General features: G+C 59.7%; 18 protein-coding genes. 14 read left to right on the forward strand and 4 right to left on the reverse strand.

What is annotated here, in order from left to right; translation table 11 throughout:
* Nucleotides 1–442: 442 nt before the first annotated feature.
* A complete protein-coding gene (locus tag H0241_RS26850) occupies nt 443–1,885 on the reverse strand; it encodes a UbiA family prenyltransferase (protein WP_181060845.1) in 1,443 nt (480 codons plus the stop codon).
* Nucleotides 1,886–3,186: 1,301 nt separating this feature from the next.
* Between H0241_RS26850 and H0241_RS26855 the strand changes: the two genes are divergently transcribed.
* Nucleotides 3,187–3,393: a hypothetical protein gene (locus H0241_RS26855; RefSeq protein ID WP_328824839.1), complete on the forward strand. Its 207-nt coding sequence runs from the start codon at nt 3,187–3,189 to the stop codon at nt 3,391–3,393.
* Between the two features lie 33 nt (nt 3,394–3,426).
* Here H0241_RS26855 and H0241_RS26860 read toward each other — a convergent pair whose 3' ends face one another.
* Complete coding sequence (locus H0241_RS26860; RefSeq protein ID WP_027038419.1) at nt 3,427–3,783, reverse strand: hypothetical protein; 357 nt, start codon at nt 3,781–3,783, stop codon at nt 3,427–3,429.
* A gap of 580 nt (nt 3,784–4,363) precedes the next feature.
* Here H0241_RS26860 and H0241_RS26865 point away from each other — a divergent pair.
* The 5 genes from H0241_RS26865 (at nt 4,364) to H0241_RS26885 (ending at nt 8,894) form a co-directional block, all read left to right on the forward strand.
* A complete protein-coding gene (locus H0241_RS26865) occupies nt 4,364–5,173 on the forward strand; it encodes an EipB family protein (protein ID WP_181060846.1) in 810 nt (269 codons plus the stop codon).
* 538 nt (nt 5,174–5,711) lie between these two features.
* Entirely contained in the window at nt 5,712–6,053 is a 342-nt protein-coding gene (locus H0241_RS26870; protein ID WP_081738831.1) for a nucleotidyltransferase family protein, read from the forward strand.
* Nucleotides 6,034–6,537: a ribonuclease toxin HepT-like protein gene (locus H0241_RS26875; RefSeq protein WP_181060847.1), complete on the forward strand. Its 504-nt coding sequence runs from the start codon at nt 6,034–6,036 to the stop codon at nt 6,535–6,537. Before H0241_RS26870 ends, H0241_RS26875 begins: the two co-directional genes overlap by 20 nt.
* 481 nt (nt 6,538–7,018) lie before the next feature.
* Nucleotides 7,019–7,666: a helix-turn-helix domain-containing protein gene (locus H0241_RS26880; RefSeq protein ID WP_181060848.1), complete on the forward strand. Its 648-nt coding sequence runs from the start codon at nt 7,019–7,021 to the stop codon at nt 7,664–7,666.
* Entirely contained in the window at nt 7,659–8,894 is a 1,236-nt protein-coding gene (locus H0241_RS26885; protein WP_181060849.1) for a type II toxin-antitoxin system HipA family toxin, read from the forward strand. The genes H0241_RS26880 and H0241_RS26885 overlap by 8 nt, the downstream gene beginning before the upstream one ends.
* Before the next feature lie 313 nt (nt 8,895–9,207).
* Here H0241_RS26885 and H0241_RS26890 read toward each other — a convergent pair whose 3' ends face one another.
* On the reverse strand, nt 9,208–10,167 hold the full coding sequence (locus tag H0241_RS26890) for an omptin family outer membrane protease (RefSeq protein ID WP_181060850.1): 960 nt from the start codon (nt 10,165–10,167) through the stop codon (nt 9,208–9,210).
* Nucleotides 10,168–10,826: 659 nt separating this feature from the next.
* Here H0241_RS26890 and H0241_RS26895 point away from each other — a divergent pair.
* Genes H0241_RS26895 through H0241_RS26905 form a run of 3 tightly spaced genes read left to right on the forward strand, consistent with a single transcriptional unit; the run spans nt 10,827 to nt 13,575 of the window.
* Nucleotides 10,827–11,261 carry a helix-turn-helix domain-containing protein gene (locus H0241_RS26895; protein ID WP_181060851.1) on the forward strand — a complete coding sequence of 145 codons (435 nt, stop codon included), beginning with the start codon at nt 10,827–10,829 and terminating at the stop codon, nt 11,259–11,261.
* Nucleotides 11,262–11,280: 19 nt separating this feature from the next.
* Nucleotides 11,281–12,336: a DNA-processing protein DprA gene (locus H0241_RS26900; protein WP_181060852.1), complete on the forward strand. Its 1,056-nt coding sequence runs from the start codon at nt 11,281–11,283 to the stop codon at nt 12,334–12,336.
* A 3-nt stretch (nt 12,337–12,339) separates the two neighbouring features.
* Nucleotides 12,340–13,575, forward strand: a complete 1,236-nt coding sequence (locus H0241_RS26905; RefSeq protein WP_181060853.1) for an HAD-IA family hydrolase — start codon at nt 12,340–12,342, stop codon at nt 13,573–13,575.
* Between the two features lie 18 nt (nt 13,576–13,593).
* On the opposite strand, the gene H0241_RS26910 is transcribed toward H0241_RS26905, so the two are convergent.
* Nucleotides 13,594–15,459 (reverse strand): ABC transporter ATP-binding protein, encoded by a 1,866-nt coding sequence (locus tag H0241_RS26910; RefSeq protein ID WP_181060854.1) that lies wholly within the window; start codon nt 15,457–15,459, stop codon nt 13,594–13,596.
* Nucleotides 15,460–16,680: 1,221 nt separating this feature from the next.
* Between H0241_RS26910 and H0241_RS26915 the strand changes: the two genes are divergently transcribed.
* The 5 genes from H0241_RS26915 to rpoN all read left to right on the forward strand — a co-directional run bounded on the left by H0241_RS26915 (nt 16,681) and on the right by rpoN (nt 23,414).
* The gene (locus H0241_RS26915; RefSeq protein ID WP_181060871.1) at nt 16,681–17,967 is read left to right on the forward strand and encodes an efflux RND transporter periplasmic adaptor subunit; all 1,287 of its coding nucleotides are present in this window, start codon (nt 16,681–16,683) and stop codon (nt 17,965–17,967) included.
* Nucleotides 17,968–17,970: 3 nt separating this feature from the next.
* Nucleotides 17,971–18,675 carry an ABC transporter ATP-binding protein gene (locus H0241_RS26920; RefSeq protein ID WP_181060855.1) on the forward strand — a complete coding sequence of 235 codons (705 nt, stop codon included), beginning with the start codon at nt 17,971–17,973 and terminating at the stop codon, nt 18,673–18,675.
* A complete protein-coding gene (locus H0241_RS26925; protein WP_181060856.1) occupies nt 18,672–19,889 on the forward strand; it encodes an ABC transporter permease in 1,218 nt (405 codons plus the stop codon). Before H0241_RS26920 ends, H0241_RS26925 begins: the two co-directional genes overlap by 4 nt.
* A gap of 1,454 nt (nt 19,890–21,343) precedes the next feature.
* Nucleotides 21,344–21,877 (forward strand): peroxiredoxin, encoded by a 534-nt coding sequence (locus H0241_RS26930; protein WP_181060857.1) that lies wholly within the window; start codon nt 21,344–21,346, stop codon nt 21,875–21,877.
* Between the two features lie 70 nt (nt 21,878–21,947).
* Nucleotides 21,948–23,414, forward strand: coding sequence for an RNA polymerase factor sigma-54 (gene rpoN, locus H0241_RS26935; RefSeq protein ID WP_181060858.1), 1,467 nt, complete (start codon nt 21,948–21,950; stop codon nt 23,412–23,414).
* Nucleotides 23,415–23,422: the final 8 nt, after the last annotated feature.

Below are 23,422 nucleotides of genomic sequence, written 5' to 3' on the forward strand. Positions count from 1 at the left end.
GAACATTGCCCTCAAAGTACCTGGAGGCCGGCAGGCCGATGGCATAGCCTACGGCGCCTAATGTGAGAGCACTTGAAATCAGGGAGGCGGTTTTAACTAGCAAAAGATGACCTCAGGTTTGGCGGCGGCAATCTCTGCTCGCACCCACAATCAGCATCTTGGGATTAATGCGGCGCCATGTGCATCGGCTACGGATCCGCGGAGAGGTTCCACGTCTCAGATATACTTGCCGCACTTGGATGGCTTGCAGACGCAACTGCACCACGTGTACTTGTGCAAGAGCGAGTGCCCGCCTTGGGCTGCATGAAGCCACACTTTCGGCAAACCTGCCGTTGGCGCGGCTCCGACGCGTTCTCCCAGACTTCCGGCGACTCCTGCCAGAACACAGGGGCTTAGCAAGATCACTGCGATTGTCCATTGGATTGCACGCGGGGCCTTAATGTTATAGTGCCAAAGCAAACGCCAATGCGATGCAAAAACCGATGAGGTAGCTCGTCTTGTCCTTGAGCGCAAAAACTACCGGATCGTCATGCAAGCGCATGCGATGACTTAGAATCCAGATCCTTTGCAGCCAGACGAACATGCCGGCCGGGGCCACAAAGAGCCATACGGAATTGCGATAGGTTTCCGTCACTCTGGGATCAAGCGCGACGAAAATCAGCATGATGACAATCGAAGCTGAGGCGGAAGCAACGCCATAGCCGAGGGTGAGTGGCCAATCGTCCGGCAAATATCCGCGCCCTCTGACAACCTCCTGTCCTTGGGAGTGTGCACGCATCACCTCCACATGGCGTTTTGCGAGCGACAGCGAAAAGAAGAGCATGGAGGAGAAAGAAAACAACCATGGCGAGAATTCGAAATCGTTCAGCACTTGTCCCATGATGATCCTCAATGTGAACAGCCATCCAATCACTGTCACATCAAGCAAGGCATAGCGCTTTAGAGAGAATGAATATGCTAATGTCAGCGCCAGATAACCCGAGAGGGTCAGCGCGAATCGCGGATGTAAGAACAAGGCCATTCCCAATCCTGTAGCGAGCAGGAATATGCTTCCCACGAAGCCGTTGATGATGCGTATTCTTCCGGCGGCAATCGCCCTGAAGCGCTTGGTCGCATGCGCCCGGTCCGACTCCAAATCGGCCAAATCGTTGATGACGTAAGTTGAGGAAGCAACCAGACCGACAGCAACGAAGGCGATCGCCGTGTTCAAGACGACACCAAAGTCCCCCCCCTCTTGAGCGAGAAACAGCGGGACAAAGATCAGCACGTTCTTCGACCACTGGTGTATCCTCAGCTCGTGCAGCCAGTCCTTCACCAACTCGCTTTTTTCAGGGATGATGGTCCTAACCTCGACGCCAGCGTTTCGGAGTCGGCTCGCGTACCTCACCGCGTTGCCGACAAGAACGGCTCCGGTAGCCACCTCCCAGATTGGGAGATCCGCAGCACTGTCGCCCGCGTAGATGAACCCGTTTGGGAAGCTTTCTTGAAGCCATTTGAGCTTGTTGCAGCTCTTGAGGTTCAAATTGCCATCGCTGCCCTTCGCCCCGTCGAATCCGCCAAGATGAGAAATGACTCTGTCAGCTATGCTCTGGTCTGCTGCCGTGACGAGATGAATTTCACGTCCGTCAGCATGCGCCTCACGTATCAGAACCAACACTTCTTCACGATATGGAAGGGCTCGAACTTCGATCGGACGAATGCTTGCCAGGGTACGTTTCAAGGCGGCGCGGTTAAGGCATCTCGGAACGGAGCAAAACAGGCGCTTCGGTGAGTGAAAGAAGGCTTGAAAGAAATTCTCATGCAAGCTGTCCGACTTTATCAGAGTGCCATCCAAATCACAAATTAGAGGCAATCGGCGATCAAAGCCGCGCAAATTGAAAATCATGATCTTGACTCCCTAACCGAAGTCACGTCGCTGAATCCGAACTTCTACTCTGCTTGGTTGGGTCAACACCGAGGCGTGTCGATTCCTTGAACGCGAAACGACGCAGCGATTTGGTCTGGCGCGTCGCTGCCGATCCAAGTCCCAGGTCAACACGGCTGGGGGACGCATCTTGAGAGTGTTGAACCTCGGATACGCCCCGTGTCCGGAGACCAGACCTGACATGTTGTTCCTTCCTTCCTGGGCTCGCTAAGTCCAGCTGCGTTGCAGCCAAGCAAGATCAAGAGTCGTGCCAACTATGCAGCAGGAGCCCAAAAGACTTTTTCGCGTAGTTTTCAATGGCTGCATGATTCTGAGCGAACTCCTGCCTTTGTCGTACACTCAACAAATCGACAAGTGAGGCCAGGTGCGCTGCGACGATCGGCAGCGACCCAACTGCGGTGGGGCAAACCGAGCAGGCGGTGAATTCAATCTTGCTATTGCGTCATAGAGCGAGCTCGTCCGCGATTGCCGTCGCTGCAAAGACGTACATCAACCACGGACCCATGGCCGCGTCGCATATGGCGACCGATCGTCCAAATACATAGGTTGGCCAAGCTTGCCCTCAGCACCCACAACACTGAGGTTGAAGAGATCAGGATGTCTGGGTCGACGTGTCTTCGACGAAGATTACGACCTTAGCCGAGCGAAAGTCCGTCGGAGCTGCGCTCCGCCTGCGTGAATACGCTGGCGACCATGGCCACCGACAACCGTTGCAGAGCCACCAGAACGATTCCGGAAAGGTCACAGTCGCGGCCACGAGAGGTGTCGCCGCAAATGTCGGGCAGAATATACCTTATATACACACAACGGATGGGCGCCGAGCTGGCGCGTTGCGCTGGCATAGCCGTTTGCGCCGGAGGTGATCGCCAGTCCCGGCGCCTGCCGCGCATTTTTTGCTCCCAGCCGTAAATCCCGTCAATAGGACGAACCGCGTCAGCGAATTACCGAAATAAGCGAGCATGGCCAGCGCCACGATGAGGAATGGTAGCGAAGCCTGAACGTCGATGATTAGCAGCAGGACATGCTCGACGAGCTGCGACATAAGCGGCAACGAAGGCGACCGCCGTCCCGACCGGCACGCTGAACGCGCGGTGCCGAAGACAACCAGCAGGCTGGTGCGTATCGAGTAGAAAAGGCGCGAGGCCATGCCCCGGCCCAAATCGTCAACCCTCCAGCGTTAGCATCACGCAGGCTACCAACGTGGGATTGACTACGCGCTCGATGAGATCAAGGCGATCGGCCATATCTGCTGGTCAGCGAACCTGCCGCTCCATATGGACGGCGCCTGCTTCGCCAACGTACTTACCACTCTCGCCTGCTCCCCGGCCGAGATGACGTGGAGCGCCGGCGTCGACCTTTTGTCATTTGGCGCCACGAAGAATGGAACATTTGGGTCGATGCGGTCGTCTCGTTCCGCAGAGCTCTCGCGAGCACGATCGCCCTTCGGCGAAAACGGGCCGGCCAGTTGAGTCACCGATCGTTCAAGGCGTTCAAAGGGTCCTCTAAGCGACGGGCATGGTGCCGTTGGCCGACATTTCGAGGACATCGAGCAGGATGGCCAGCCCGACACCGCAGGCAGTCAGGATAAGACCGGACATGAAGATGCGGTTGGCGCGTTCGTAGAGGGGTCGGCGCAACGAACTCACGTTGAGCAGCGAGGACAGTGCCCGCATCTGTAACGCGATGCCTACCACGATCGGCACAACGGCGAGCAGGTCATAAAGCCCCCATGGCATGGGGTTCGCCGCCCAATGCGTAACGAAGCCGAGCGAAAAGGCAAGCAGGATGCCCACGACGGTGATCGAACCGTTGCGGAAAATCGTCTCTATCAGCTCTTCCTTCGGATCGTGCTCGCCCAAGTGTTCCTTATCCCCTTTGCTCAGCCCGGGTCGGACCCAAGCTCTCGGGTCGTCCTTGAACATTGGCGCCAATTGATGGCCAGGAGCCGAGGCCGAACTCATAAGTCAATTGTCGCGACTGCGCCACCCTCTTCTCGGCCTTCCGCAACGTGAACGATGCAAGCGGCGGCTGCCAGCAGGTTCGGTGAGGGTCGCGACATTCTTGTGCAGCTTCGGGCACCAGAAGGTTGCCGATAGACACCCTCGGAAAGTTTGCTGCTGCGCTCGTGGTTGCTACGCCAGCCGTTGGTTCGGGATAGCCGTGCCTGCGCACACACGAACATGCAGAGCACTTCCCGCGTTCGATGTCTCGATAGAACAATTGGAACAGTAATTGCGCCGCGACGCAGACAGCCAAGCTCGTCAGCATGACGAGGTCGAGCCGGGCGAGGCTGTCTGCGATGTGTCTTCCCGCCGCAGTGCGTGCGCCTTGTGGATCAGAGACCGCGCGATAGCACCGGCGCATCACCAATGGTGTCGCGCCATTCAGCTCATACGACACGCTTGTAGCCCGATCCGGGTGCATCAAACGGAGATTTCAATGCTTGTTTCGACCCGGCTCATCCTTGTTATCGCTGTCCTCAGTGTCCTACCACTTCCGGGCACCGCCTTGGCAGCGCGCGTTCTGTTGCCTCATCGCGCTGTTTACGACTTGGCGCTAGTTAAAGCATCCGCCCCATCAGGGGTTGGCATGGTAACGGGTCGCATGAGTTACGAGTTCAGTGGCTCTGCCTGCGTAGGCTACACAACTCAAACCCGTGTGGTGCTTCGTGTTATTTCGGAGGAAGCGGACGGGGTAATTGATCGGCAATCGACGACTTTCGAGGATCCCGGCGGCAAGTCGTTTTCGTTCGTGACCAAAAGCTATATCGACGAGGAACTCCAGGAGGAGGTGAGAGGGACGGCGACACGACAGGATGAGGACGTCAAAGTCAAACTGGAAAAGCCGAAGCAACAGACTCTCAACATCGGCTCGACACTGTTTCCGACACAGCAGATGCTCGACGTGTTAAGCCGTGCCGATGCCGGCGAGATGTTTTATGAGACTAGACTGTTCGACGACAGCTCGGAGGCGATAACTACGAGCATTCTGATCGGGAAGGAGGCCGAGATCGAACAAAAAAACCCTGTGACGCCAGCTCTTGCGAAAGGTCGCGTCTGGCCGGTCACAAAGACCTATTTCGACGAGAGCGATAAGGAGGGGGTAACAGTACCACAATCTACCCTTAGATTCACCTTGCACGAGACTGGCATAATGCGCGACTTCGTGACGGACAATGGCGACTTCTCGCTTTCAGGCAAGATCATCAGTCTTGAGGTCTCGGATATGAACTCGGCTACCTGCGAATAAGTAGCCACTCGGGAGCAAAAGGGTTTCTGATCGGCGCCGATTGCATCGAGCCAACTCTGCGCTGCATATGATTACGACAGTGGCTGTGTCCCGCGAGCCGTCGTCCGCTTTTTCGCTACGTTTCGATCCACTCGCACATAGCGCACACGAAAGTTGGCACGTACACAAAACTCTCCTCGGTTCAAAGGCGTTTTGGTCGCAGCAGGCGCTATGCCCAATGAAAGCTTCCGCGGATGAGACGACGCACGGACGGAACCGACTTTTGCCGAACTTGAAAAGTCGAATGGGCTTCATATTCGAGCGGTTCGCGCCGCCTTGGCGACGGCATGATCACCGGACTCACCGAGATCGCGCAGCATTCGCCTGGAATTGATCTCGCCATTTTCTCTCCGACGGTAGGCCTTGGGACGGAAGGCTCGCCCAAGCGTTCGTCCCTCAGGAGAAAACTCGTGACTGACCATGAGTTGACTTAAGTACGGGGCAACCGCATATCTGCCAAAGCGCAGCGTGTAGCGGAGTTGGAATCGTGGTTGCCGGGATGGCCCACTCGCACAGTCGGTTGAAGCGTCTTGCGTCGGATCGGGCAAGCGAGCGCCGTCGGTTGGCTGTCGCTCGCGCGCGGCTTGCCTGCAAGGCGCTCTCGGACATGGGCGTGACTGTACGTGTGATAGGATCGCTCGCCACAGGTCGTTTTGGCCCGGATTCCGACATTGATTTCCTCGTCGAGCACTGCCCGCGTCACCTGAAATACGCCATCGAGGGACTCGTCGAGGATTGCCTCGGTGGTCTGCCGTTCGATGTCGTCTATCTCGATGAAGTGCCTGCCCACAGGCTCGAGCGTTTGACCAGGGAGGCGGTCGATGCTGGGCATCTTCGTTGACATCAACAACGAGCTGGCCGACATCGCAAAAGAAGCGAAGATGCTGGCCGACAGTGTCAGGATATACGAAGAAGCAGCGAATGTCGGTCCTGTCTGGACTTGGCTTGCGGTCCAAGGCCTTGCTTCGGGTGTGGAGAAGATTTACACGGGCTGCGAACGTGTAATGGCGATGATAGCGAGCGACATTGATGGTGCGAGAATTGACCACAGCGAGGGCTGGCATGTCTCGCTACTGAAGCGGATGGCCCATCCCTTCCCAAGCGTTCGGGACACGGTGATTTCTGACGAATGCTTCAATGCACTCGAGAGGCTGCGGTCCTTCCGCCATCGGGAGCGGAACAGCTACGGCCTCACCCTTGATCCCGGGATTGTGCTGGAGCGGGCGGTCGAGACTGGATCGGCATTCGAGAAATTCCGATCCGAAGTGAACGAGTTCGCCCAAAAATTTAGCGGGCCGGACAATAATGGCAGTTGGAAGCCCTGACAGTCGACGGCTTTCCACTTTCGCAGCCCGGACGCGAGTTCGCTGAAATAAAGATGTAATTGCCTATTGATTTGGTGGCGTTTGCTCCCTAATGCCGTGCAATTGATTGAGCAGGTCGGCGACTGCCAGGGCGCGCGCTCCATCCGTTTTGACCCGCCTTATTTAGCTCCGAGGCGGTATTGTCGAGCGCGATTGGATGGTCAACGGCAATCGAAATGATCGGTCAAGCATCCGGCGTTCAATGTTGAAAACCCACCCGCTTCCTAGCTCGTGGTGCAAGTCTGCACTTGTTTTGCGCGAGCGCAGCGCTGCTTAGGCCCTTGAGCGGCGGCGTTAATTCCGCCAGTCAAATGATATTCTATTTCATATCGAATTCCGTGTCGATATATAATTGCGGATCACTCTCTGCCACCAAACGGCCTTGCAATCTGATATGCAAAAGCATATCTGCGATCGAGACTGATATGTAAAAGAACATCAAATGCCCTACGAAACAGAAGACATCATTAATGTGCTTAAGTCCGCGCGCGAGGCGAAAGCCTTGAGCCAGCGTGGCCTCGGCGCGCGCGCAGGCGTGCCTCAAAGTCACATCTCCAAAATCGAGAGCGGGAAGGTCGATCTGCAACTTTCCAGCCTCATTCAGCTGGCGCGGCTCCTCGATCTTGAGGTGAAGCTCGTGCCGAAGAAGGCGCTTCCCGCAGTGGACAGTGTCGTGCGGTCGACCACGCCCCAGGCGACCAGCAAAGCAGCCGCGAGCGCCCTGAACAAACTACGCCAAGCTGAGATCGTCACGCAGACGCTGCGCACAGCTCTACCCAATGACTCGCAATTGCATCGCGCGTCGACGGTCCTGAGGGAGCTCCGCAGCATTCCCATTCAATTTCAGCTGATCGATGTCCAGGCGCTCAACAAGGCGCTCAAGCCTTTCGACGAGTTGCGGCGCGCCTTGGCACGGAGCGCAGCGCTTGACGAGGACATACGCAGGATCACCGCGGCACCCGAGGTGGTCAATAAGCTGCGCGAGGCAACGGGATCGCTGCAGGCATTGCGCAATCGTCTCGTTCACGCTGTCAATGTAACGACAGCCGGCCCGAAACCAGCCTATGATCTGGAGGACGACAATGAGTGATGTGTCCATCCTCGATGTCGCCCTGTATGGAAACAAGATCGGCACGCTCACGCTCCTGCAAGGAGACCGCTCGATCTTTGCATTCACCCAGGAATACATCGACGATGCGCGACGGCCGACCTTAAGCCTCTCCTTCAAAGACGATCACGGCGGGCTCATCACCGAGCAACCAGCCACCCATGTTCAGGTATCGCCTTTCTTCTCAAACCTGTTGCCGGAAGGTCCATTGCGCAAGTACCTGGCAGAACGGGCCGGCGTGAAGGAGGTACGCGAGTTTTTCCTGCTGTGGGTGCTGGGGCGCGACCTACCCGGCGCCGTGACCATCACGCCGACGAACGCAGAGGCGTGGCCGCCCGCCGACAACGCTGTCGGCGACGGCAGACAAAAAGAAAAGGCACTGCGGTTTTCGCTCGCCGGCGTGCAGCTGAAGTTCTCGGCCATCAGAAACAAGCGCAAGAACAGCGGCCTCGTCATTCCGGCCAAGGGCGTCGGCGGCTCCTGGATTGTGAAACTCCCGGCTGAGCGGTTTGACGGCGTCCCCGAGAATGAATTCTCGATGATGACGATCGCCTCTCGCATCGGCATCAATGTCCCTGAAATCGACTTGGTCCATGTCGACTCTCTGGAAGGGCTTCCCGAGGGGCTGGGGCGATTGCGCGGCGACAAGGCTTTCGCCATTCGGCGTTTCGATCGAGACGGCGAAGATCTTGTCCACATAGAGGACTTCGCGCAGGTCTTTCGCCGCTATCCCGACCAGAAGTACGAAACTGCGAGCTACCGCAACATCGCCACGGTCCTCGGGATCGAAACCAACGAGGAGAGCATCGCCGAATTCATCCGGCGGTTGGTTTATTGCACACTGATCGGCAATGCCGATATGCATCTCAAAAATTGGTCGCTGATCTATTACGATCGCAGAACGCCTGCATTGTCTCCGGCCTACGATCTTTTGTCCACCATCCCCTACATTCCCGATGAAACGGCGGCGCTGAAATTTGCGCGTACCAACAGGGTCAGCGAATTCAACGAAGACGAGCTCCGCTACCTGGCAGCAAAAGCACGCCTGCCAGAGAAGCTGGTTCTCGATTGTGCCCACGAAACCGTGCAGCGCTTCCTCAACGTATGGAGCGCCGAGAAGAACAACCTGTGGCTCGGCAAAGACGTCGTCGATGCGATCGATCGCAACATCGCGATGGTTCCCCTCGCAAGGAAGAGGTCCATCGGCTAGCGGAAACTCTGCCTGCTCGTGGCCAGCGTCTGGACTGATTGATCCCGGAAGTGAAAACTGGCGGCGAAGGCGATAGCGGACGAGAATGGGTCCCCATTACTTGAGGCGAGCGAAGGTGTGTTGTCGATCTTGTGGCTTGGCGCTAAAGAATCGGATCGGAGTTACGCTTCATGCGGTGTCTCCATGAGCCGGAACCGCGGAGCGATGCCGTGCTGGACGAGGGGTCGCGGAATCCCGCTCGAGCTATAGGCACTCTCGGCGAGCAGATGGCGGGCTGGCGCCAGGTTTGTGCTCGGCTCAGACGCGATTGTACTCAAAACGTCAGCTTGAAGCCGGCCGACATGGTTAAGGCATAGAAGTCCAGGCCAGCGCTATCCTTGAAGGTCATGCTGCTTTGGGCGCCCTTCGAAAGCTCGTACGATGTCGTGTCGCCTTTCTCCCGGAAATACTCGTCGAAATTGCCGGTCAGGAAGAGGCTGGCGCGGTCGCTGATTCGATAATCAGCCTTGGCGCCGACCGAGATGAAGGGATTGGTACGGAAGTCATATTGGCCCACCCTGCTCGGCCAGTGAAGGTCAATGGCGCGTGCGTTAATCGAAAGGCCGCCGCGCACGAGACCCGAGAGCGCCCAATTGTCTAGTTTCGTGGTGGCTTCCACACCAAGGAAAAAGCCCGGATAGCGCTGTTCGTAATCGACGAGCGGTTCGTCGGGGGGAAACTTGCCGCGAGTGTCGCGAAAGCGTTTCACACTACCTACGTACGAACCGCCATAAGCGCTCCACTTCACGTTCGTGTATTTGAAGCCGCCATGCAGGTTGAGGGTCGTGACCTCGTCGATCGCGAAATCCCGGCCTGCTGCGAGGTCAAGGTTGATGTAGCGGTCAAGGTGAGTGTCGGGATGGATCGACTGATTCGACCAATCTGCAGCAGCAAAGCTCGGCGCCAATTCCAACCAATCGTAATCTTCCATGTGGCTGTTGCCAGAAAAACCTACCACGGCATTGGCTGAAAAGGTCCAGCCGTTTGCGTCAGCGGTGAGGCCGGCCGTCAGGACCGGCGCATTGGTTTGCCAGATCAATTTGCTGATACGGTTGCCCGCGCTGTCGAAGACAAGCTCGTCGGCCTTGAGCCACGTGTAGCCGACGCCACCAAGGAACACGAGGCTCTTGTCGGGCGCTGAATAGATGGTCCGATCCGCTGCCGTGGCGAAGGCCGACCATGTGCAGACAGTGGCGAAAGCAAGAGTTGCAAATGATGATGTGCAGCGATTCATAGGGCAGCCTCCTTGGCCCCCAGGGATCGGGATAGCCGTTGGTGATTTTTCGTTGAACGTCGGCGGCTGTCAGCGCCGTTCGCCCGTACTGTTCGTCGCGTGGACCATTCCTGGGCGCTGGCGCGAAGACGTTGAACTTCGACGCGACGTCGAGGAATCGCTTTGGTCACTGCCCTTTGTCTGGTGCGCCCGCGCTCGTTGCCCGTTTTTACATGGGTGGCCGCGGGCTGCCTTGAGCTGGATCAGTTTACGGCAATGGCGTGCTTGAATTTCGGTTCGCGAGCCCTTGCGGAGCGAATTGCGGTGGCGTCGTTAAACAAGTCGGCGGGACATCCGCAGCCCGGCGCGGCGCCTCGGATGGGCTTTGTCCTGGCATGATAGCTTGCCTTGGTTGTTTGCTGGGGCTTGATCTCACCGAAGTGCCCTTCTGTAGCACCGGGCTTAACCAGGGGTTCGGCCTAGCGGTTCGACGTTGATCCAAGATAGCCTGAGAGCTATATTCGATCAGAGCCGTCATTCTGGTGGTCCGACAGCACGTTTGAGATGGCGCGATCGATATCTTGACTGCCCTGCAGGGTTCCGATGCCGGCTCTCGCAATCGTGTGCCGTGTTTCGTCTGACGCAAGTGCGGTCCGCCAACATTACGGAGTTAAATTTTCGTGGCACGTGGTATCGAGATCCTTGCATCTGTGCCGCAGAGACAGCGGGACCACACCGAGGCGCTATATTCGAAGCCGACCAAAGAGGTAGAAGGTCTTCGGGCCCTGCGCCGCATAGCAGGCAAGGCCCAAGCTGACGTCGCTGCCGCTCTGAAGATCAAACAGCCGTCTGTTTCCAAGATCGAAAACCGAGCTGATATGCACATCTCGACCCTTCGCAGCTATGTCGAAGCCGTGGGCGGAAAGCTCGAGCTGACCGTCAGGCTACCAAAGCACCCGGCCCTGCGCATCCATGCTATCAGCGACCCTCGCTCCACATTCTCCGCAAATCTCGCTCCTCGTAGAACGTCTCTCGCCACGGCTGGACACGCCGACACCGTCCATCCGCAGCGCTTGACAAGGCTGTCGCCACAGAACGCTGAAGACCGGTCGTAATTTTGAAAGGCGTTGATTCATGATTGGCACCGAGACGCGAACCGCAGCTGGTATTCTCACGCTCACAGCTTTGCGCGGCATCGGTCCGGCTACGGCCGAACGGCTCGCCGAGCGCTTTGCGCTCTTGGACGGCATCGTCGAAGCAGAGCCTGGGAAGCTTCGAAGCGTGGTGTCGGCCGCCGTCGCCGAGAGCCTTCACGAACCCGCCGCTCTAGTCAATGCCGGTGAAAAAGCCCAGAGGGTGCTTGATGAAGCCGAGCGACGTGGCGTGCGCGTCCTCTCTGTCTTCGACACCGACTATCCCGAGGCTCTTCGTTCCCTCTCCGATCGCCCTCCCATTCTCTTCGTTAAGGGCAAACTGCCGCCCCGCCGCAGCGTCGCCTGTATCGGGACGCGCGAGCCGTCCGAGTTCGGCGAAATCGTTAGTGATAGGATTGTGGAAATCCTCATCAGCGCGAATTGGGCGATCGTCAGCGGGCTGGCGATCGGAGTCGATACGCTTAGTCACCAAGCAGCACTGCATCATGGCGGGCGGACCATCGCCGTAATGGCCGGCGGTCTCGACGCGATCTATCCGAGACAGAACGCAAAGCTTGCCGACGAGATTCTCGACAAGGACGGCGCGCTGATCAGCGAGCAGCCCTTCGGTGTGCCGCCGTCGCCGCGCAATCTCGTCCAGCGCGATCGCCTGCAGAGCGGGCTTTCGGTCGCGACCTTCGTCATGCAAACCGACATCAAGGGCGGGTCGATGCATACGGTCCGCTACACGATCCAGCAGAACCGTCTGTTGTTCGCGCCAGTGCCGCAGGGCCGCCACGCCGCAGAACCCAAGAGCCAGGGCATTCTCGCGATGACGCAGTTTTCGGCGACCCGCTTTGCCGACATCGCGCGTGCCGAAGGCGACTATCGGCGTATTCTCTCCGAACGATATCCCAATGGCCCCGTGGCTGTGCCGCTTGCCAGCAAGGAGGACTACACCTCCATGCTTGAGCTGCTGGAAAATCGGTTGGGAGGTGATGCAGCCCAAGACGCGCCGGTTCGGCCATCGTCACCCACGCAGATGTCGATGCTCTGACCAATGCCGAACGTGTTTCTTTTCGACCTCGACATGACGCTTGTCGACAGCTCGGCGCTTGCACATCTGCGGCGCTCGCAGATGTGGAACGCCGTTCGTCAGAATATGAATCTCATCCGAGCCTTTCCAGCGCAAGGGCGGGCAGCGCCGCATGAACTTCCTGCGCTGCTGCGGGCCGACGGGCAGGCAGTCGGCATTGTTACGTCATCGCCGGAATGGTACGCGACCGCTGTTCTGCAGCAGTTCCGAATTCCCTACGACGTGCTGGTCAGCTACGGCGACACCGAGAACCACAAGCCAGATCCTGCGCCGATCGAGGAAGCCCTCCGGCGCCTTGGCATCGCAGCAAGCCGGGAGTCGCTCTACATCGGCGATGATGTCGGAGATGTAGAGGCCGCCTACCACGCCGGATTGGCTTCCGTTGCAGTCCGCTGGGGTCCTACGTCGATCTTCGAGCTCTCGTCCAGTGCGCCCGACATTTTCATGTCGAAGGCCTCGACGCTGCTACGCCGAGACCGCATCGGTGGGCGCGGCTACATCGGCGAAGCGCTGACCAGCAAATGGCCCTTCCACAGCCATTGGGGCTCTATTCTCCATTGCGACGATGAGCCCGTCGTCTATGCACTTGGCCGCTATTTCACGGCGTCCGATCCACGGCACGCAACCAGCCCCTTGAGCGCGGCCGTTCTGTCTTTGAAAAATAATGACAGCCAAGCGCAGATCCTCGGCGAATGCGTTGGCCGCGCCGTCGCCCTTTTCGACTGGAATCCCGATTGCATCATCCCCGTACCCATGAAGCCCTCGCAGGAGCGCAACCGCTTCAAGGAACTGCTCGAAAGCGCTTCCGACCATTTCGACGAGGATATCGAGGTTGAACTCAGCGGCCTGAAAACCGTCAAGGAGATCGACGGCTACAAGCAGATGAACGCCCTGCAGCGAGCGGAGGCCATCAAGGACGCCTTCGATACGGATTACACTTGGAGCGGTGCCAAGATTCTGCTGCTCGACGACGTCTATACGACCGGAGAGACCACAAGAGAGTGTGTGCGCATTCTTAACGCCAACGGGGCTGGCGAGGTCCGGGTGATGGCGATTGCCAAGGATCAGCGCGTCTTCTCGCGCAAGACCTGTTCGGCCTGCGGACGATCGATGAAGATACGCGAGAATCACACGACGCACGAAAAATTTTGGGGCTGTTCGGGTTATCCGGATCACTGCCGGCACACCGAAGACTTCTAACACAGACTTCCAACGGGCTTATCTGGAGCTCCCCTCGGAAGTGTCCGTAATGTGGCCACCGGTTTGCCGCCTCCACAGCCGGGCATAAAGGCCGTCCCGTTTGAGTAGCTCCGAGGGGGAGCCCTCCTCGACGATGCGCCCTTTGTCGAGCACGACGATCCTGTCCATGCCGGCAATTGTCGACAGGCGGTGGGCAATGGCGATCACCGTCTTGCCCTCCATCAGAAGCTCGAGTTTTTCTTGGACCGCCGCCTCGGCTTCACTGTCCAAGGCGGAAGTCGCCTCGTCCAGAAGGAGGATGGGCGCGTCCTTAAGCAGCACCCGTGCGATGGCGACCCGCTGACGCTGACCGCCGGAAAGCTTCACCCCGCGATCGCCGACGAAAGCATCGTAGCCGGTGCGGTTTTCGCTGTCCTTCAGATCCGCAACAAAGCCGTCCGCATCGGCCAGCACTGCTGCGCGTTCGACCTCCTCCGGCGAGGCATCCGGCCGGCCGTAACGGATATTGTCCCCGACAGAGCGATGCAGCAACGAGACATCCTGGGCAACGACCCCGATATTCTCACGCAGGCTTGCTTGCGTTACGGAACGGATATCCTGGTCGTCGATGACGATTGCGCCATCGTTTACATCGAAGAACCGCAAAAGCAGGCTGATTAGAGTCGACTTGCCAGCCCCCGACATGCCGACGAGCCCGACCTTCTCGCCGGCGCGGACCCTAAGCGATAGGTTCTCAAGTACCCCTTTTCCCTGCCGGTATTCGAACCTGACATCCCTGAACTCGACGGTGCCGGCGACCACGGCCAGCGGCTTAGCTCCGGGGGCGTCGATTACCGTTGGAGGCGTGGTGATGACAGGCATCGCGTCGCGTATCGTGCCCACAGCCTGGAATATCTGCTGCCCTAGCTGGAGAAAGGCCAGGGAGTTGGCGCTGAGCCGCTGAATGAGTAGCATTGAAGCAACAAACTGGCCGGTGGTTAGAAAACCGCCCACGAGTCCCCACAACCCTACGGCGATGTTGGTGAGCGAAAGAACAACGTTCAGCAAGAAAACGCTGGTGTCGGTTGTTAGGTGAATGCGCCGTTCAAGGTGCTGCGTCTCGATGGCATCTCTCATGATCGTGCGCATTGCGCCCGCCTCGCTGTCTTCGGCCGCAAACAGCTTGACCAGATGGATGTTGCTGTAGAAGTCGGTCATGGCGCCAATGACGAGGCTGTGCGCGCGGGCAGAGTGGCGGGACCGGAGGGAAAAATGAGGCACTGCCGCAACCGCGACAGCGACGTTGGCCACGATCCAAAACAAGACCGGAAGCGCCAGTGGCCAGGACATTGTGCCAAGCAGCCAGGGCGAACCGAGAACGTGCACGAGGAAATGCGGTATGCTGTAAGACGCTACGACGATCTGCTGCTGCACGGCAGAGGCGAGTTGCGAAATGCGCGACGCCACCTGGCCGGCGAAGAGATCCTCGAAAAAAGCAAGGTCCTGACGTTCGACCGCCTTGTAGCCGTGCCATTTCATAGCCGCGGGCATGCATACGTTCATTGCCTGGGACCCCAACGTTTTGACGAAGAACATCAGCAGCGGTTGCACCGGGAACATCAGCAGCCCGAGGCACGTAAGCGTAGGCCAAGCTTCCTCAAGGAAAACCGCCGCACCTTTCTTGTTCACGCCGTCCACAATGATAGACATGCCCCAGATCACCGCGAGGTTTATTCCCTCGACCGCCATCGTGAAGACGGCGATGGTCCCCAGCACGCCGCGGAACATGCGTGCGAAATGCAAAAGCAGCGCAAACGGACCTGTTGCCGGCAACGGCGCGTAGGGGATATCCAGCGGGCGGATAAGCGTCTCAAAGTAGCGATAGATCGAATGCAAAGGCGACATGGCTGGTCAAACCGGATGATCGGATGAATGGGTGCGGCGCATCGGGCGAGAGCGCTCGCGCCATCTGAAGGGCCGAGCGCACGTCCAGCGTCCACACATCGATGCCGTCCTGGCGCGGTTCGAACGGACCACGCAAAGCCGAGGGGCGCGCTTGGTTCTACATGCACGCTGTGGCCAGCCTCGGGAGCTGCATAGGGTGGCCCTCGTGGTGCTGATGGACGCCAACCGGCTTGGCACAGGTGGCGCGATCTACGAGGAAGCGCCCCGGCTGGCTATAGCGGTCCAGTTGCCCAGGTGTGGCTGGGTTCATCATCCTGTTCTGGCCGTCGCACTGCGAGCATCGAGCACGCTCCTGGTTTATTACCCGTCCTCCGCGACGCCCTGTCGACGTCTACGAGGTTCATCAAAGCAATTTGCATGCCGATCGCGCTCCGTTTGCGTTCGACCGCTTGCTCGCCAGCCGGTGCCTGGTTGTGACCGCCGGTGGGGTTCCGACATTCTTGTCAGTTTCGGACACAGAAGGGTCGCCTATGAGACGTTCGGGGAGGACCGGATGGCGGCACGGATGATAATCGTCGCAGCCGAGCCGAATTCGATCCTCACCAGATCCTGACCAGGGTGATTGCTGAGGAGCGCGCGCTCATGCTGCTGCCTTGCTGCGCCAGCCATGGGTCGCGCGATAGCCACGGAACCTTATTCTTGAGACATCGACTGCTGGTTCCACGGAAGAACCGATCCCGCGCGTCGCGCGATCGGGCCCGGTTGCCGATCATCTGCGGGCAAGGGACATTCCCTCACGGCCTGATCTGCCTAAAACCGGTCGAAACAAGTGCAGGAGCAACTCCATGACGGGTTAGAAACCCGGCCTTCGCCAGTCTGTCGCTGAAGATCGCCACGCTGCGAAAGAGCGGCAGTTTCACCAGATCGAACTCGTCGAAGGTTAAGCCGTCACGCTTTCTCCCCGGGCAAGGCATCGGTCCGATATTCTCCTCCCGCACGAAGATGCCGGTTCCCTTGCTGGCGAGTTCGGCACCACTGCAAGTGGAATTCCGGCCAGCCGTTCGGTGGTAATCGCATCGTAAAGCAAGTGACCGCGGGGACAACCATTCGCCCGCCTCAAGGTTCTGCCTCAATCTCAACACGAGGATTAATCAAATCTGAACCTTAAGACCTGATCTGTGCACGGATAGGGACAGCAATTTTCAGCATTGGAGGTCTGGCCTGGACCAACTTGTCAATCCGTCGAAGGCGGGATCCGACACTTCCATCGAGAGCGCGCTCGGGCTCGACCGTAAGGGCGTAAGCCGCAAGCGTCGACGCTTCTGGCTCTACGTTCTGCTGGCGACAGCGATCGTCGCGGCCGGCACTGGCGTTTACCAAGAGTATGCGGCCGCTCCGCCGAGGGTCGAGTATACCACCGTGCCCGCGGCGACCGCCGACCTCATCGTCGAGGTATCGGCCACGGGCACGCTGCAGCCGCTGACCCAGGTCGACATTTCCAGCGAGCTCTCCGGCATCGTCCGCTCGGTCGCGGCCAATGAAAACCAGCAGGTGAAGAAGGGCGACGTGCTGGCGACGCTCGATACCGCCAAGCTGGAGGTCCAGATCGAACGTGCCGAAGCCTCGGCAAAGGCGGCGGCGGCAGCCGTCGAGACCGCCAAGGTCACGCTGCAGGAAAACGAGAACGCCGTGGTGCGCGCGGCGGCCCTCACCAAGCGCGGCATGGCGACGGACCAGTCGCTTGAGGCAGCGACGGCAACGCGCGATCGTTCGAAGGCGGCACTGGACAGCGCCGAGGCCAATCTGGCCATCGCCCGGGCCGACCTCAAGGCGCAGCGGACCGACCTTGCCAAGAGCACGATCTACGCACCGATCGACGGCATTGTGCTCACGCGCTCGGTCGATCCCGGCCAGACGGTTGCGTCCTCGCTGCAGGCGCCGGTGCTGTTCATCATCGCCGCCGACCTGAGGAACATGGAATTGCAGGCCGCAGTCGACGAGGCCGATATCGGCGCGGTGAAACCTGGACAGCATGCCCGCTTCACCGTCGACGCCTTCCCCGACCGCCCCTTCGACGCCGAAATCCGCGACATCGCTTATGCCTCTGTCACCACCGATGGCGTCGTCACCTACAATGCGCGGCTCGAGGTCGATAACAACGAGCTTCTGCTCAGGCCAGGCATGACGGCAACCGTCTCAGTGGTCACCAAGCAGGCCAAGGGCGTGCTCACGGTGCCCTCGACCGCCTTCCGCTACCGCCCGGCGCAACTGGCCGAGCGTGGCTGGAGCCTGCGCGACCTGTTCACCGGCCGCATGGGCCGCCCCAACCGGCAGCGCGAAGCGACGAAGGCGCCGACCGACGGCTCGCGCACGCTTTATGTGCTGGAGAACGGACGGCCGCATCCGGTCAACGTCAGGATCGGCTCGACCGACGGCGAGTTGACCGAGATCACGTCCGGTCTCGACGAAGGCGCGCAGGTCATCACCGGCGCGCAGCAGCGGAGCTGACCGGTGTCGGCTCCCCTGCTGATCACCTTCGACAAGGTCTGGAAAAGCTATGGCGAGGGCGAGGCCCGCGTGCATGCGCTGGCCGGCGTCGATCTCGCCATCCGGCGCGGCGAGTTCGTCGCCATCATGGGCCCGTCCGGCTCGGGCAAATCGACCGCCATGAACATCATCGGCTGCCTCGACACGCCGACGGTCGGAACCTATTCTTTCATCGGCGTCGATGCCGGACGGCTCGACCGCAACCGTCGCGCCTTGCTGCGCAACCTCTATGTCGGCTTCGTCTTCCAGGGCTACAATCTGTTGCCGCGCACCACGGCGGCGGAAAATGTCGAGCTGCCGCTGATCTACCGTGGCGTCGGCGCCCGCGAACGCCGCGATCTCGCCATGCAGGCGCTGGCTGAGGTCGGGTTGATCGGGCGCGAGCACCATACGCCGGCGGAGCTCTCTGGCGGCCAGCAGCAGCGCGTGGCGATCGCACGCGCCATCGTGACCCGGCCGACGCTGCTTGTCGCCGACGAACCGACCGGCAATCTCGACACGGCGCGCACGCACGAGATCATGGAATTGCTGACCAGGCTCAACGCCGATCTCGGGCTCTCTATCGTCATGGTCACGCACGAGGCCGATGTCGCCGGCTATGCCGGCCGCACCATCCGCTTCCTCGACGGCCACGTCGCTTCCGACACCATGAAGGCGGAGGCCGCATGATCTGGGAGACCGTCCGCCTCTCGCTGCGCTCGATCCGCCGCAACGTGCTGCGCTCATTCCTGACCTTGCTCGGCATCGTCATCGGCGTCGCCGCCGTCATTGCCATGCTCACCATCGGCTCCGGCACGACGGAGAAGGTCAAGGCCGATATTTCCAAGCTCGGCAGCAATCTTCTCGTCGTCCGCGCCGGCCGTCCCGCCGGGCCCGGCGGACCGGGCGGGCTCGACCAGGTCATGCGTCCGCTGGCCGAAAAGGATGTCACGGCGCTGGTCGCGCATCTGAGCGGCGCGCGCGCCATTTCGCCCGCCTCGCAAAAGCAGGTCCGCGTCATTTTCGGCACCGAAAGCCTGACCTCGGGCGTCACCGGCACCGACAGCGCCTATCTCGACGCCCGCGACTGGAAGCTGGTGTCGGGCAGGCGGTTCAGCGATTCCGAAACCCGCTCGGGCACCGGCGTCTGCCTGATCGGCGAGACGGTGCGCCAGCAATTCTTCGGTGCCGGCGAGCCTGAGGGCGAGATCATCCGCGTCAATCGCACCTCGTGCAAGATCATCGGTCTGTTGGAGCCTAAGGGCTATACCGGCTTCGGCCAGGACCAGGACAATGTCGTGCTGATGCAGTTGCACGCCTATCAGCGCCGCATCGCCGGCAACCGCGACCTCGACAACATCTATATCGCCGCCGACGACCGCACGCCGACCACCGAACTGCAGCCGCGCGTCGAGGACATCCTGCGCGACACGCGCCGCATCACGCCCGACCGCGATCCCGATTTCGCCATCCGCGACATGACCCAGATCGCCGACGCCATGGCCAGCGCCACCACCACAATGACCGGCATGCTGGGTGCGGTCGCCGGCGTCAGCCTGCTGGTCGGCGGCATCGGCATTATGAACATCATGCTGGTGTCGGTCACCGAGCGCACGCGCGAGATCGGCATCAGGCTGGCGATCGGCGCGCATGAAAAGCACATCCTCATCCAGTTCCTGGTCGAGGCGACGGTGCTGTCGCTGCTTGGCGGCATCATCGGCATCCTGATCGGGCTTTCGCTGGCCGGCCTCGCCTCGGCGACGCTGACGATACCGTTCGCGCCAAGCCCGGCGGTCATTCTGCTCGCCGTCGGCTTCTCGGCGCTGATCGGCATGGTGTTCGGCTTCTTCCCGGCGCTGCGCGGCGCCAGGCTCGACCCGATCGACGCGCTGCGGCATGAGTAAATCCGACGCCGCCTCCCCGTCGGATTTTCCGGTGCCCGACCAATCGTGGCCAGCGAATGCGATTCGATCAAAGACTTCATATGCGGCGCATGAGGCCTTCGGGCTGGTCCGTCACATCGCGGATGATGAGCAGCCCCTCGTATCTGCGGCTCCGCCTCGGCCGCGACGAGTGGGCTGATGCGGCGCCAGCTCGTCGGCCAAGCCAGCGATCCGGTAGCGCTGGAAGATCATCGTACCGCTCGGCGTCGACACTGCATGAGCGCCGTCCATGTTCAGCCTCCTCCGCCTTCCCCCTCACCTCGCCGATCTTGTTGAAGTGGGCACGACCAGCCCTCGCGAAAGTCGATCGGTTTGACGGGCCGGCGCTGAGATAAATGCGGCCGGCATTGACCGTGTGCGGTCCATGCCGATCGCCACCAGCGCGTTGCCGCCCCGCCACCAGAGCCATAGGCATGCGCGGCACCGGAATTCTCGCGCCGCTTACGCCCAGAGCAAGAAGCTCGAATAGACCGCAGGGCAGCGGCCGACGAGGCTCCCGTCTCTGTAAGGCAAGATCGGAAAGCAGCACCACATGCCGCCAAAAAACGCCTGATTGGCCGCCGTTTCCTGACGCCAATTCTTGGCGATCACCGCTCAATGTTGAGGGCGAAGGGATGTGGCCCGGGGTCGAGCCGGGACCTCCATCGCGCCAACCGGAAGCATGATTGCGTTAGGTGCGATCCAACAAACCATGTTGTGTCGGACACAGGACAAGAATGTCGAAAGCCCGACAAAAGCACCGCGTCGCGGGGCCGAACCCTGCTTGAGTCAGGTGGCATGGCGCTTGCTACCCAGTTTCTAGGATTGTGCAGCACGCAGCGAAGCCACGGACCAACCGTGGCTGAAACGCGGAGCTCCATAGAAAGCCAGAGGAAACCATGCCTATTCCGGCCGCCGCCTATCGAGGTATCGTCCCTTTTAGAGGTCCGTGCTCGGCAACTGTCTTGCCCATGGCTGCTGTTCGCCGGACGCGCCGGTTCGTGGCGGCCGCCAAATTGCCGGTCGGTTCTGATCAGTGCGTGAGTGCCGATAAGCTCATGCAGGGGACGGCGACACTGCCATCGGCACGTCACTGCCCGCCCATCTTCGGTAATCTGGGATTGGCTGCAGCCGGGCTCTCGAGCAGCCCAACAGTCGTCCCGGCACAGCCCTATTTCGACGCACACATATGCGACCACAAAGCCTGTTTCCTCGACGAGGAGCAGCGCCTTGTCACCTTTTTGCCTGTCGCCGCCGCCCGACATCAGCCGCGTCAGCCTCCTCCTGGTGAGGAAGCCCACAAGCCACGACGCTCTCGTGTCACCGGAAGGAAAGCGGGTCGGAAACCACACGACCTCGTCATGCCCGGCCGCCGAAGATGATGTCCGTCGGCTGGCTAAGAAGGCCGTGCACACATTTTCTAGAGGAGCAAGTTTATGACGGTTCACAAGAAGGTCCCCTTCGTCACGTTTCACACGCGGGTTCGCGATGAATCCGTTCAGGGGCCAAATCCATATCGCTGGGAAGACAAGACATCCGACGACTATTTTGCCGACAAGCGGGTCATACTGTTTTCGCTACCTGGCGCCTTCACGCCGACCTGCACGACCTACCAACTGCCGAAATTCGACGACCTCTATGACGAGTTCAAAAAGCAGGGGATCGACGCGATCTACTGCCTTTCCGTCAACGATGCCTTCGTCATGAACGCATGGGGAAAATCCCTGGGCGTTCAGAAGGTAGAGCTCATCCCGGACGGGTCAGGCGAGTTTACGCGCAAAATGGGCATGCTGGTGGCCAAGGACAATCTCGGATTCGGCATGCGCTCCTGGCGCTACGCCGCCCTCATCAGCAATGGCGTGGTGGAGAAATGGTTTGAGGAGGATGGTTTCTCCGACAACTGCGAAGCCGACCCCTACCTGGTCTCATCCCCGCAAAACGTTCTTGAAACGCTCAAGGCTGCCGCATGAGTTAGAGGCGCCAAGCCTCACATACAGTTGTAGCCGCCGGAGCCACGCTCGACAGGAGTTCGCGCTCGCCATGCAATCCTCAGCAAGCCTGCTTCAGCGTCAGAAGCAATCCATGGTGGCATCGCCTCAGCTGATTGAGTCGATACGGTTGCTGCAACTGTCGCATACCGAACTGCATCAGTATCTGGGGCAGGAAATCGCGAAGAACCCTCTGTTGGAGCTGGCGTCAAACGATGATGGCGCGTCTGGACAAGATTCGTCGATGTCGGGGGAGGATTCCCAGATCGACATGCGCGAAAAGGACTTCGCCAAGCCGATCAGTGCCGGCACGCCTGAGCGGCTCACGCAATCGAAGGCGACCCGCAACACGGCCAACGCCCCGTCGGGCGAAGGCAATGCCGTCGACAATTTTGCCGCTTTCACCGAAACATTGCACGACCATGTCGCTCTCCAGATTGCCCTCACTCCATTCACATCGCAGCAGCGGCTGATTGCCGGCCAGCTTGCCGCGCATCTGGAGGAAACCGGCTATCTGCGGGTAAGCCTGTCAGAACTGGCCGGCAGCCTGAACGTCCGAGAGGGCGATGTGGAACGGGTGCTCGCAACCATGCAGCACTTTGACCCACCGGGACTCTTTGCGCGAACGCTCAGCGAATGCCTTGAGATCCAGTTGCGCCAGCGAGACCGGTTCGACCCGGCTATGGCAGCTTTGGTTGCCAATCTTCAGACGCTTGCGCGACGTGATTATCAGGCCTTGAAGCAGCTTTGCGGTGTCGACGAAGAAGACCTTCTCGACATGTTGCATGAAATCCGTGCGCTTGACCCCAAGCCTGGGAATCAGTTCCAAACCGGCGTGCTGGAATCCGTCATGCCCGAGGTCTGGGTGACGCCCTGTCCCGGCGGTGGATGGCAAATCGAACTTGATCCGAACACACTGCCCAAGCTGCTGATCAACCAAACCTATTACGCCGAAGTCTCGCGCGCGACCGCCCAAAATTCGAAAGATCAGGCATTTCTCAACCAGTGTCTGGAGAACGCGAACTGGCTGATCCGCAGCCTTGATCAGCGCGCCAAGACGATCCTTAAGGTCGCCACCGAAATCGTGCGCCAGCAGGAAGCCTTTTTGGAACACGGCATCGCGCATCTGAGGCCTCTCAATCTCAGGACTGTGGCCGACGCCATTAACGTGCACGAGTCCACGGTCAGCCGGGTGACCTCGAACAAATACATGCTTACGCCCCGCGGTGTTTTCGAACTCAAGTACTTTTTCACCGTGGCGATCGCCTCCTGCGAAGGCGGTGACGCTCACTCCGCAGAATCTGTCCGCCATCTGATCAAGGCAATCATCGCCGCAGAATCGCTGCAGGAGGTACTTTCCGACGATGACATCGCAGCCCGGCTCATGGAAACGGGTATCCATGTTGCTCGCCGCACCGTCACCAAATATCGCGAGGCGATGAACATCCCCTCCTCGATACAACGACGCCGGGAAAGGCGCTTATGGCTCAACGGTGATCAAGGCCTGAAGGCATCTTAAGCTGACGA

Source organism: Mesorhizobium neociceri, from assembly GCF_013520985.1.
Lineage (GTDB): Bacteria > Pseudomonadota > Alphaproteobacteria > Rhizobiales > Rhizobiaceae > Mesorhizobium > Mesorhizobium neociceri.